Raw genomic sequence first — 11,892 nt, 5'->3', positions numbered from 1 at the left:
TGTTGCGCTGAATAATGTGGGAGCAGGCAAGCCAGCTCCCACAGGGGACAGTGTCGTGTCAGAAGCGTAAGCCAGTCGTCACCATCGCTGCATTGAACCCCAGCAACACCAGCTCCGCCGCGACCGGTCCGTAGTGGGTACCCACAGACGGAATGATCACTGGCGCCACCCCGAATCGATTCAACGGAATCTTGTCGCGATACTCGCCGCGATAGCCCTGGATCAATCCACCAGTCAACTTCGCATACACCGGGTAGTCGGCCATGTCGTAGCGCTTGCCCGCATAGGCATAGTACGAGCGTTGGCGAAACGAGTTGCGAAAGGTCACCCCGCCATACACCAGGCCCGACGCCTCATTGCGCTCCAGGCCGATCAGGTCCTGTTTGTTGTTGTGTTGCGGGTCGGGTGCAAAGTGCCGGGTGTAGACGCTTGTCTGGGCGTACCAGAAGCCTTTGTCGTCAGTCGCCGTTGGCGTTTCGCTCGCCAGTGCAGTGGTGGCCTGGGCAAGCAATAACAGGCCAGGCAATCGGAATTTTTTCATGGCGACCTCGGTAGTCGATTTGATGAACGGCTAAGTGGGTCGTTACAGGCGCGCAGTTTGACGGCTTGGCACGCGCCCAGGCTGAACCGGGGCTGAAAGTACCGGGATTAGCCGTGTGGATCCTGACGAATGGGCGAGCGTGCTTATGCTTTTGCTTATTCTTTTAAGGTATTTATTCTGGTTGATGAATATCTTTAAGCTATATCGCAACGGACTACCGACTTCACCGACCATAACCAGATACTGACCGCCACCGCCCGCCAGCCGGATCGATCGTACGAACTTCGCGCATTGCAGTTCTATTTTTGATTCAAAGGGGAGCGGTATGGGGAGCTACAGGAAACACGCGCTATACACGGCGATTTTGTCGGCCAATTTGCTGACCGTTGTGGGATTCAATCCAGTTCTGGCAGACGAAACTTCTGCGGTTGATGCACCTAAACTCGACACTGTGATCGTCACCGGAACCCGCGCCCAAGAGCGCACCGCCAGTGCATCGCTGTCGCCAATCGACGTAATCTCCGGTGAAAACCTGCGCAGTACCGGCTCCGATGAGCTGGGTGCCGTATTGGCGCGGCTGATACCGTCGATCAACTTCCCCCGGCCAAGCCTGGTGGACGGCGCCGAACTGGTGCGTCCGGCGCAGTTGCGCGGCTTGTCGCCGGACCAGGTGTTGGTGCTGGTCAACGGCAAGCGTCGACATACCAGCGCCTTCGTCAACCTGGGCGGTGCGGTTGGGCGCGGTTCGGCCCCGGCAGACTTGAATGCCATTCCGCTGTCGGCGGTGGACCATATCGAAGTGCTGCGCGACGGTGCTTCTGCACGTTACGGCTCCGATGCGATCGCCGGGGTGATCAACGTGATCCTCAAAAACGCCGACCATGGCGGCTCGGTGTCCAGCAAGTTTGGCGAGTACAAAAAGGGTGATGGTATCCAGCGTAATGTCAGTGGTAATACGGGCCTGGCATTGGGCGACAATGGCTTTATCAACCTGTCTGCCGAAGGCGCCGACAACGACTACACCAACCGCGCCGGCAACGACTACCGCCCCGGCAGCATCGGCTCTACCACCTACGGCCAGCGTGTGTTCCGCCAAGGTGAGCCGGCCACCAATGAAGGCAAGTTCCAGTTCAACTCGGAATATTCCTTCAGCGATGCCGCCGAGTTCTACACCTTCGGTGGCTACAGCAAGCGCCGCGGTGAAACAGCGGCGTTCTACCGGGCCAGCAACGCCTCCAATAACATTGCCGCACTCAACCCCAACGGCTACCTACCGCTGATCAAGGGCAACCTGGAAGACACTTCTCTGGTGGTGGGCCTGCGCGGCCTGCTGGCCTACAACTGGCATTACGACTTGTCGGCCAACTACGGCAAGAACCAGTACGAACTGGGGACTGAAACCATCAACACCTCATTGGGCCTGGCAACGCCGCGTAAATTCAACAACGGCACCCTGAGCAACGATCAGAAGCAAGTCAGCCTGGATCTGTCCCGTGAGTTCGATGTGGGCTTTCTGCCGTATCCGGTCTCCGTGGCGTTCGGCGGTGAATACCTGCATCAGGGCTATGAAATCGAGGCGGGCGAGCCTGCGTCCTATTACCAGACCGGCAGCTCCGGCCTGGGCGGTTTCCGCGATGCCGATGCCGGCACCAGCACGCGGCATAACTGGGCACAGTACCTGGACCTGGAAACCAACTTCACCGAAAAACTCAGCGCCTCGGCCGCCGTGCGCCATGAGGATTACAGTGACTTTGGCTCCAACGTCAGCGGCTCGCTGTCGGCCCGCTACGACTTCACCCCCCAGGTGGCCTTGCGCGGCAGCATCTCCAACGGTTTCCGTGCGCCATCCCTGGCCCAGCAGAATTTTGCCTACACCTCATCGCAGTTGATCGGCAGCACCATCCAGGAAGCCGGCACCTTCCCGGCCAACAGTCAGGTGGCGCGCCTGCTCGGTGCCGAAGACCTCAAGGCGGAAAAGTCGCGCAACTACAGCCTCGGCCTGGTGCTGGAGCCGGCCGATGACCTGACCGTCACGCTCGATGTATACCGCATCGACATCCGCGACCGCATCAGCCTGTCGTCTAACCTCAATCTCAACCCGGCCACGGTGGCTTACCTGCAAGCCAATGGCGTCGGCAATATCAACTACACCACGGCCCGGTACTTCACCAACGCCACGGACACCAGCACCGATGGGGTCGACCTGGTGGCCAATTATCGCTACCAGTTCGATAACGGCATTCGCTGGAACAGTACCGTGGGCTACAACTACAACCACACCAAAGTCACCGACGTGAAAGCCAACCCCGCGATTCTCGACAGCCTGGGGGCCAACCTGGTGCGGGTGGACCGCCGCGAGCGTATCGGTTTGCTGGGCGATACCACGCCCCAGCACAAGCTGAGCCTGGGCAACGACTTCACCTTCGGTAATTGGGCGCTGCACACTAACCTGGTGCGCTATGGTGAGTTCACCAGTTATCAGGCGGACAAGGTCAACGACCAGACCTTCAAGGCCGCCTGGGTGCTGGACCTGTCAGCCGACTACAAGCTCAAGAACTGGACCTTCACTCTGGGTGGCGACAACGTTACCGACAAATACCCAGAGAAGGTTAATGCTTACGCCAGCAGCGGCGGCAATCTCGCCTACAGCACTTTTTCGCCGTACGGTTACAGCGGCGCGTTCTATTACGGTAAAGTCGCTTACAACTGGTAACACACAGGAGGCGCACCGCTTTTCGCCATGACCGCCATTGAAACCGATCTTCTGCAATTGGCTTACCCTCCGCGGCTCGATCTGGGGCCGCAACTCACTCACGAACAATTGATGAGCTCGATGCAAGCCACCATGGCTCGGCACAAGGGGGGGCCGGTGTGGCTGTTTGCGTATGGTTCGCTGATCTGGCGCCCTGAGTGCTCGTCGACCGAGCGGGTGCGGGCACGGGTTCACGGTTATCACCGTGGCCTGTATTTGTGGTCACACGAGCATCGCGGTACGCCGGAGCTGCCGGGGTTGGTGTTTGGGTTGGATCGCGGTGGTTCCTGCAGCGGGTTTGCCTACCGCTTGCCGGAAGACCAGTTGGAGGCCTCGCTTTACGCTTTATGGCAACGTGAGATGCCTTACCCCTCGTACCGGCCGCACTGGCTCAGTTGCCGATTGGAAGATGGCAGCACCGTGCAGGCGTTGGGGTTTGTTCTGGAGCGGCACTTGCCTAGCTATGCCGGCAACTTGCCCGACATTGTGCTTAATCATGTGCTGCAAAGCGCTTGCGGGCGTTACGGCACGACTCGCGATTATGCCGAGCAGACCGTGAACGCCCTGCGTAGCCACGCCATGCCAGATAAAAACCTGGAGGCGCGGCTCAAGCGTTGTGCCAAAGATTGCTCTGCCGATTAACGCGCCGAGCTGACGCTGTTGGTGTGCCACAGCGTGGGGATCAGGAACGCGATCGCCAGTACACAGGCACCAATCAGCAGTACGAACCCACCGTCCCAGCCGAAATGGTCAACCGTATAACCCATGGCCGCACTGGCTGCTACCGAACCTCCCAGGTAACCGAACAAGCCGGTGAAACCCGCGGCAGTGCCGGCGGCTTTTTTCGGTGCCAGCTCCAGCGCCTGCAGGCCGATCAGCATGACCGGGCCGTAGATCAGGAAGCCGATTGAGAACAGCGCAATCATGTCGACCATCGGGTTGCCCGGCGGGTTGAGCCAGTAAACCAGTGTTGCCACCGTCACCAGAGCCATGAACACGATGCCGGTCAGGCCGCGATTGCCACGGAAGATCTTGTCCGACATCCAGCCGCACAGCAGCGTGCCCGGGATGCCTGCCCACTCGTAGAAGAAATACGCCCAGGACGACTTGTCGACCGTGAAGTGTTTGGCTTCTTTCAAATAGGTCGGCGCCCAGTCCAGGACGCCGTAGCGCAGCAGATAGACAAATACGTTGGCGAAGGCGATGTACCAGAGCATCTTGTTGCGCAGCACGTACTTGACGAAGATTTCCTTGGCGCTGAATTCGTCTTCGTGGCTGGCGTCGTAGCCTTCCGGGTAATCGTTCTTGTACTTCTCGATAGGCGGCAAGCCCACCGATTGCGGGGTGTCGCGCATGGTGATGAAGGCGAACGCCGCGACCGCCAGGGCCACGGTGGCCGGCACGTAGAAGGCAGCATGCCAGTCGTTGAACCACGCCATGCCCAGCAGGAACAGCGGGCCGATCAGACCACCGCCGACGTTGTGCGCCACATTCCACACCGACACCACGCCGCCGCGCTCTTTCTGCGACCACCAGTGCACCATGGTCCGCCCACTCGGCGGCCACCCCATGCCCTGGGCCCAGCCGTTGATGAACAGCAGAATGAACATCATGGTCACGCTGGAGGTTGCCCAAGGTGCGAAACCGAAAATGAACATCACCCCCGCTGAAACCAGCAGGCCGAACGGCAGGAAGTAACGTGGATTGGAACGGTCGGACACCAGCCCCATGAGGAACTTGGACAAACCGTAGGCAATCGCAATCGCCGACATCGCCAGGCCCAGTTCACCACGGGTGTAACCCTCGTCGATCAAGTAGGGCATGGCCAGGGAGAAGTTTTTGCGCAGCAGGTAGTAGCCGGCGTAACCGAAGAAAATACCAGCGAAGATCTGCCAGCGCAGGCGTCGGTAGGTACTGTCTATTTTTTCTTCAGGCAGGGGCGCCTGGTGTGCGGCAGGTCGAAAGAAAGCAAACATTCAAGAGCTCCAAATTTCTTGTTTTGACTGCGGATGCGAATGTTACAGTTTCGTTACCGAAAATAGCATCGCCTCTTATCTGCAAACACAGGAAACGAGAGCAATTGCATGTTCTTTTACGAACATGTCGTAAATAGATAAGTTGTGGTCGTAACGAATTCCTCAGAGCCCGCAGAGATCAACTGTGGGAGCAGGCAAGCCAGCTCCCACAAGGATCGCATTTCACTTCGGTCAGCGGGGTTGTACGACGACCTTACCCACTGCCTTGCGCTGCCCCAGATCATTAATCGCCTGGGCAGCCTGCTCCAGCGGATACACCTGCGACACCAACGGCTTCAACTTGCCCTCGGCATACCACGTGAACAACTGCTGAAAATTCGCCGCGTTATCCTGCGGCTGGCGCTGGGCAAACGAGCCCCAGAACACCCCGACTACCGCCGCGCCCTTGAGCAACGCCAGGTTCACCGGCAATTCGGGAATGCGCCCGCTGGCAAACCCCACTACCAGCAGGCGGCCGTTCCAGGCGATGGCGCGCACGGCCTGGTCAAACAGGTCGCCACCCACCGGGTCGTAAATCACGTCAGCGCCGTTGCCATCGGTCAGGCGCTTGATCTCGTCCTTGAGGCTGGTTTCGCTGTAGTTGATCAACTCATCAGCCCCGGCCGCCTTGGCCACCGCGAGTTTGTCGGCGCTGCTGGCGGCGGCGATCACACGTGCGCCCATGGCCTTGCCGATTTCCACCGCGGCCAGGCCCACACCGCCGGAGGCGCCTAGCACCAGCAGGGTCTCACCGGGTTGTAGGTTGGCGCGCTGTTTAAGCGCGTGCATCGAGGTGCCGTAGGTCATGCTGAAGGCGGCGGCGATGTTGAAGTCCATGCTCGGCGGAATCGGCAGCACGTTATAGCCAGGCACCGCGACCTGCTCGGCAAAGCTGCCCCAGCCGGTCAACGCCATTACGCGGTCACCGACCTTCAAGTGGCTGACTTTCTCACCCACCTCGCTGACCACGCCTGCCGCTTCGCCACCGGGTGAGAATGGAAAGGGCGGCTTGAACTGGTACTTGCCCTCGATGATCAGGGTATCCGGGAAGTTCACCCCGGCCGCGTGCACGTCCAGCAGGATTTCGTTCTTCTTGATCGCAGGGCTGGCGATCTCTTCCAGCACCAGGGTTTCGGCGGGGCCGAAGGCTTTGCACAGCACAGCTTTCATCGGACTATTCCTTTTGGCATCGTGGCCGATAAGTGTAGGAGGGTGCGCCCGTGGGTCAACGAGCATACCCGCGCCTGATAAGCCCCCATAAGCTTGTGCTCAGCCTTGCTAGCGTTATGCTACCGGGCAAACGAATTCGAGGAATGAACTGTGAAAGCGTGGATCCTGTTGATGCTGGCCCTGACGTTGCCGATGGCCGTCCAGGCCGAAGAGGCCAAGGAAGGCGAGGCACCGAAAGTCAGCTATATCAGCCTGACCCCGCCGTTTGTGGGCAACTACGGCCTGGATGGCACGGCCAAGCTCAAGGTTTACAAGGCCGATATCGCCCTGCGCGTGACCGGCACCGAAGCAGCCGCGGCGGTCAAAGCCAACGATCCGTTGATCCGCAACCAGCTGGTGGCGCTGTTTACCCAGCAGACCAGCGAGGCCATGAGTACGGTCGAAGGCAAGGAAAAGCTGCGTCAGGAAGCCCTGAAACAAACCCAGCAAGTGATGAATGACGAGACCGGCAAGCCGATGGTGGAAGATTTGCTCTTCAACAATCTGATCATCCAGTGAAGCCGGCGCTTAGCGCCATTCGCGAGGTCCTGCCAGGCGCCTCAGGAAGCCAGGCTCTTGCGAAACCGCGCCAACGCCACCGCAAAAAATACCAAGCCAATTCCCGTCAGGGCCAGCAAGTCTGGCCACACCACGCTCAACCCCGCATCCCTGAATAGAATCGCGGCACTCAAGCTCACAAAATGCGTCGATGGCGAGCCCTGCATCACCCACTGCAACCATTCGGGCATGCTATCCAGCGGTGTACTGCCGCCAGAGAGCAACAGCATGGGAATGATCACCGGGATCGCCAGCAGGCCGAACTGCGGCGTCGAGCGGGCGAGAGTGGCGAGGAAGATCCCCAACGCAGTACTCGCAAATAAATACAGGGCCGTCACCAACAGGAACAGGCTCAACGACCCGGCCAATGGCACGCCGAGCAAGCCTTTGACCACCAGTTCCAGGGACAGCCACGTACACAACACCACCACCAGCATGTTGCTCCAGATTTTTGCCAGCATGATCTCCAGCGCGGTCAGGGGCAGCACCAGCAGATGGTCGAGGGTGCCGTGCTCGCGTTCACGCAGCAGGGCCGTACCGGTCAGCACGATGGCGAGGATGGTGATGTTGTTGACGATCTGGATCACCGCCAGGAACCAGCCACCTTCCAGGTTGGTATTGAACAACGCCCGAGTAGTCAGCAGGGCCGGAGCTTTGCCGGCAGCGTCGGCCTGGCCGCTGTAGGTCAGCAGTTCGCGTTGGAAAATCCGCCCGATGTAACCCGCGCCCATGAATGCCTGGCTCATCGCCGTGGCATCGATGTTCACCTGCACTCCCGGCTGGCGCCCCGCCAACAGGTCGGCCTGGAAATTCGCCGGTACATTGACGACGAAAGTGTATTGGCCGCTGTCCATGACCCTGTCCAGCTGGTCGTAGGCCAGTGGCGCCGGCGCCTGGAATTCCGGTGGTTGCAGGGCCTCGGCCATTTGCCGCGAGAGCGCGCTGTGATCTTCATCGACAAAGGCCACGCTGGCGTTGTGCACGCCAATCACCGAACCGGCAGCGGGCATGTAGATCGCCACGGTGAAGGCGTAGGCCAGAAACAGCAGCAACACGCTGTCGTGGCGCAGGCTGGTGAGTTCCTTGAGCCCCAGGCGCAGGATATGGGCGAGCTTGTGCATCAGGCCTCCTGCTTCTTGAGCATCACCAGGCTCAGCCCGGTAAAACCGACGAAAAATCCGAACAAGGCCAGGCATTGTGGCCACAACTGGCGCAGGTCCAGGGCCTTGGTGAAGGTGCCCACCGCGATATCCAGAAAGTGCCCGGCCGGAAACAGCATGCCCATCAGCGCTGCCGCACCTTCCAGGGACGAACGCGGCACGATCAGCCCGGAAAACTGGATGGTCGGCAGGCTGGTGATGATCATGGTGCCGAGGATCGCCGCGATCTGGGTGCGGGTGAACGCCGAGATCAGCAGGCCCATGCTCGTGGTCGCCAGCACGTACAACAGGCCACCGAAAGCCAGGGTCAGGCCGCTGCCTTTGAACGGTACACCGAACAACCAGCGGTTCATCGCCACCAACAGTGCCAGGTTGACCAGGCTGATGACCAGGTAGGGCGCCTGTTTGCCCAACAAAAACTCCAGGCGTGTCAGTGGTGTGGCATAGAAGTTGGTGATCGACCCCAGCTCCTTCTCGCGCACAATGCCGAGGGCGGTGAGCATGGCCGGAATGAACGCCAGGATCAGCGCCATCACGCCAGGGCCAATGGCATTCACGCTGACCACGTCCTGGTTGTAGCGAAAGCGTGTTTCAAGCTTGACGGCGGCCCGGTTGTTCAAGGGTAAGCTACTGAGTTCAGCCAGTTGCGCAAGGTTGCCCTGGTGCACGGCCTCCACGTAGTTGCGGCTGGTTTCAGCGCGAAACGGCATGCCGCCGTCGAGCCAGGCCGCGACGGTGGGCTGGCGGCCGGCGTAGAGGTCACGGCCAAAGCCGGGTGGGATCTCCAGGGCCAGCTTGATTTCCGAACGTTGCAGGCGCCGGTGCAATTCGTTGGCGTCGCGAATGGGTGCTTGCTCGGCGAAATAGCGCGAACTGCGAAATGCCTCTAGATAGGCGCGGCTTTGCGGGGTCTGGTCCTGGTCGTAGACGGCGAAGGCGAGGTTTTCCACGTCCAGGGAAATGCCGTAGCCGAAGATCACCATCATGAACATCGCCCCGAGCAGGGCGAAGGCCATGCGTACCTTGTCGCGCAGCAGCTCCTTGCCTTCGCGGCTGGCCACGGCTAACCACCGCGCCAGGCTGAAGCCGTGTGTGCTCGCGGGCGGCGCGTGGGCATCGTTGACCGTTGCACGGGGCGCGCTGGGTTCGGGTTCGCCCTGGGCCTGCTCCAGGCAGGTGACGAAAGCCGCCTCCAGGGTATCGCCGTGGAACTGCTGTTGCAGCGCCTCGGGCGTGTCGCAGGCCAGCACCTTGCCGGCATGCATCAAGGAGATGCGGTCGCAGCGCTGGGCTTCGTTCATAAAGTGGGTGGACAGGAAGATGGTCACGCCTTGTTGCCGCGACAACTCGATCAGCAACCGCCAGAAATCATCCCGCGCCGCCGGGTCGACGCCCGAGGTGGGCTCATCGAGGATCAGCACTTCCGGGCGATGCAGCACCGCAACCGCCAAGGACAAACGCTGGCGCAGGCCAAGGGGTAACTCGCCGGAGGGCTGTTCGGCCACTTCACCCAGGTCGAAACGTTGGATCAGTTCATCAATGCGCGGACCGCTGTCGGCCTTGGGCAAGTCGAACAGTTGCGCATGCAGCACCAGGTTCTGGCGCACGCTCAGCTCGCCATACAGCGAGAAGCTCTGCGACATGAAGCCCACGCGCTTGCGGGTCGCCAGGTCCTTGGCGTCTACCGGTTTGCCCAGCAGGATTGCACTGCCCTCGGTGGCCGGCATCAGCCCGGTCAGGACTTTCATGGTGGTGGTCTTGCCGCAGCCGTTGGAACCGAGGAAGCCGAAGATCTCGCCGCAGCCAATGGCAAAGCTGACGTTGTTCACCGCGGTGAAATCGCCAAAGCGCAGGGTCAGGTCGTGGGCTTGGATAGCGATATCGGCGTTGCCGCCTGTGCGCGGTGGAATTACCAGCGGCTGGCTGTCGTGGGCACTGTCGCCCTGGAAGTGCGTGAAGGCCTCATCCAGTTTGCCGCTGGGCGTTATCGCCGCCAGTTCGCGGCTCAGTCCATCGGCGATCAACCTGCCACGGTCGAGCATCAGGCAATGCTCGAATTGCTCGGCCTCTTCCATGTAGGCGGTGGCCACCAGCAGTGTCAGTTGCGGGCGCTCACTGCGTACGCTGTCTACCAGCTCCCAGAAACGCCGGCGTGACAGCGGGTCGACGCCGGTGGTGGGCTCGTCGAGGATCAACAGGTCCGGATCATGGATCAGTGCGCAGCACAAGCCGAGCTTCTGTTTCATCCCGCCAGAGAGCTTGCCTGCCGGGCGCTCGGCAAAGCGTGCGAGGTCGGTGGCGAGCAGCAGGTTGTGCATGCGCTGGTCGCAATCGGCTTTCGACAGGCCGAACAAGGTGGCGAAGAAACGGATGTTCTCGCTGATGGACAGCTCGGGGTACAGATTGCCGCCCAGGCCCTGGGGCATAAAGGCAATGCGCGGGTACAAGCTATTGCGGTGGCGACGGTCCTGGATGGAACCGCCGAGCACCTGCAACTGGCCCTTTTGCAGCTTTTTAACCCCGGCGATCAGACCCAGCAGGCTCGACTTGCCGGCGCCGTCCGGACCTATCAACCCGCAGCGGGTACCGGCTGGCAAGCTGAAGGCAATGTCGAGCAGTGCCTGTTGCTTGCCGTAGCGGTGGTTGATCCCCGTGGCGTGCAGCGCCAGGCCGCTCATTGCAGGTGGGCCGGCCAGTCGACATCGGCCGTGCGTACATAGCCCGCGCCGGGCATGCCCGGTTTGGCTTGTGGCACGGCGCTGGGCTGAGTCAGGCGCAATTTGACGCGGAACACCAGTTTCTGTCGCTCATCGCGGGTTTCGACTTCCTTGGGAGTGAACTGCGATTTGGCCGCGACAAAACTGATTTTGGCCGGTAGCGCTTGCTGGGGCAGGGCGTCGAGCAGGATGCGTGCTTCACTGCCGACGGTCAGGCGGCCGGTGACGGAGGCGGGCAGGTAGAGATTCATGTACTGGTCATTGGGGTCAATCAGCAGCAACACGCGCCCACCCGCGCCGAGCACTTCGCCCGGCTCGGCCAAGCGCAATTGGATGATGCCGTCGATGGGCGCACGCAGGCTGCTGTCGTCGATTTCGCTGGTGAGTTGGGCCACCTGGGCCTGGGCTGCGCCGATGGCGGCCTTCACCGCGTTGACCTGGGCTTGGGCGGCGATCACTGCCGCGTTGCCGGTGTTTTGGCGCGCTTGCTGCTGGTCGATCAATTGGCTGCTGGCAAAGCCGCGCCGGTACAGCTCTTGGGTGCGCTTGAGTTCCTGGCTGGCCAGCAGTTGCTCGCTTTGGCGCAACTGCACGTTGGCTTCAGCAGAGGCGAAGTTTTCCCTGGCACGTAACACCTCTGCTTCGGCCTGGGCACGCTGGGCTTGCAGGGTGCGGGTGTCCATGCGTGCCAGCAACTGGCCCTTGAGCACTTTGTCGCCTTCATCCACGTGCACTTCGGCCAGGCGCCCGGGGATCTTGGCGGCGATTTGTACTTCGGTGGACTCCAGGCGCCCGTTGCCCATGCTCAAGCCCTCGGGCAGGCGATCCTGGGTCGAACGCCAGTAGCCAAAGGCCCCCGCCCCCAGCAGGAGGACGATCAGGGCGATGGCGAACAGACGGGACGTATGGTGGTTCGTAGACATGGCTGCATCCTGCGGCG

Annotated in this window: 9 protein-coding genes; 3 read left to right on the top strand and 6 right to left on the bottom strand. The window is 60.9% G+C overall.

The annotated features are described in order from the left end of the window. Window positions 1-58: 58 nt before the first annotated feature. A complete protein-coding gene (locus tag PSEBG33_RS01150; protein WP_005792403.1) occupies window positions 59-541 on the bottom strand; it encodes a hypothetical protein in 483 nt (160 codons plus the stop codon). A gap of 325 nt (window positions 542-866) precedes the next feature. On the opposite strand from PSEBG33_RS01150, the gene PSEBG33_RS01155 reads away from it, so the two are divergent. Both PSEBG33_RS01155 and PSEBG33_RS01160 read left to right on the top strand, forming a co-directional pair. Then, entirely contained in the window at window positions 867-3,254 is a 2,388-nt protein-coding gene (locus tag PSEBG33_RS01155) for a TonB-dependent receptor plug domain-containing protein (protein WP_005792402.1), read from the top strand. A 27-nt stretch (window positions 3,255-3,281) separates the two neighbouring features. Then, on the top strand, window positions 3,282-3,935 hold the full coding sequence (locus tag PSEBG33_RS01160; protein WP_005792401.1) for a gamma-glutamylcyclotransferase: 654 nt from the start codon (window positions 3,282-3,284) through the stop codon (window positions 3,933-3,935). On the opposite strand, the gene glpT is transcribed toward PSEBG33_RS01160, so the two are convergent. Further along, complete coding sequence (gene glpT / locus PSEBG33_RS01165) at window positions 3,932-5,269, bottom strand: glycerol-3-phosphate transporter (RefSeq protein WP_005792400.1); 1,338 nt, start codon at window positions 5,267-5,269, stop codon at window positions 3,932-3,934. The two genes, PSEBG33_RS01160 and glpT, sit on opposite strands and share 4 nt — an antisense overlap. A 231-nt stretch (window positions 5,270-5,500) precedes the next feature. After that, window positions 5,501-6,478: an NADPH:quinone oxidoreductase family protein gene (locus tag PSEBG33_RS01170; protein ID WP_005792399.1), complete on the bottom strand. Its 978-nt coding sequence runs from the start codon at window positions 6,476-6,478 to the stop codon at window positions 5,501-5,503. A 150-nt stretch (window positions 6,479-6,628) separates the two neighbouring features. Between PSEBG33_RS01170 and PSEBG33_RS01175 the strand changes: the two genes are divergently transcribed. Further along, window positions 6,629-7,036 carry a flagellar basal body-associated protein FliL gene (locus PSEBG33_RS01175; protein WP_005792398.1) on the top strand — a complete coding sequence of 136 codons (408 nt, stop codon included), beginning with the start codon at window positions 6,629-6,631 and terminating at the stop codon, window positions 7,034-7,036. Between the two features lie 41 nt (window positions 7,037-7,077). Here PSEBG33_RS01175 and PSEBG33_RS01180 read toward each other — a convergent pair whose 3' ends face one another. Genes PSEBG33_RS01180 through PSEBG33_RS01190 form a run of 3 tightly spaced genes read right to left on the bottom strand, consistent with a single transcriptional unit; the run spans window position 7,078 to window position 11,875 of the window. Beyond that, window positions 7,078-8,196: an ABC transporter permease gene (locus PSEBG33_RS01180; protein ID WP_005792397.1), complete on the bottom strand. Its 1,119-nt coding sequence runs from the start codon at window positions 8,194-8,196 to the stop codon at window positions 7,078-7,080. Then, a complete protein-coding gene (rbbA, locus tag PSEBG33_RS01185) occupies window positions 8,196-10,913 on the bottom strand; it encodes a ribosome-associated ATPase/putative transporter RbbA (RefSeq protein ID WP_005792396.1) in 2,718 nt (905 codons plus the stop codon). The genes PSEBG33_RS01180 and rbbA overlap by 1 nt, the downstream gene beginning before the upstream one ends. Next, complete coding sequence (locus PSEBG33_RS01190) at window positions 10,910-11,875, bottom strand: HlyD family secretion protein (RefSeq protein WP_005792395.1); 966 nt, start codon at window positions 11,873-11,875, stop codon at window positions 10,910-10,912. The genes rbbA and PSEBG33_RS01190 overlap by 4 nt, the downstream gene beginning before the upstream one ends. Window positions 11,876-11,892 lie beyond the last annotated feature (17 nt).

Origin of the sequence: Pseudomonas synxantha BG33R (genome assembly GCF_000263715.2) — a bacterium.
Lineage (GTDB): Bacteria > Pseudomonadota > Gammaproteobacteria > Pseudomonadales > Pseudomonadaceae > Aquipseudomonas > Aquipseudomonas synxantha_A.
Note: the sequence above shows the minus strand (reverse complement) of the source record. Positions and strands in the feature narration are given on the sequence as shown.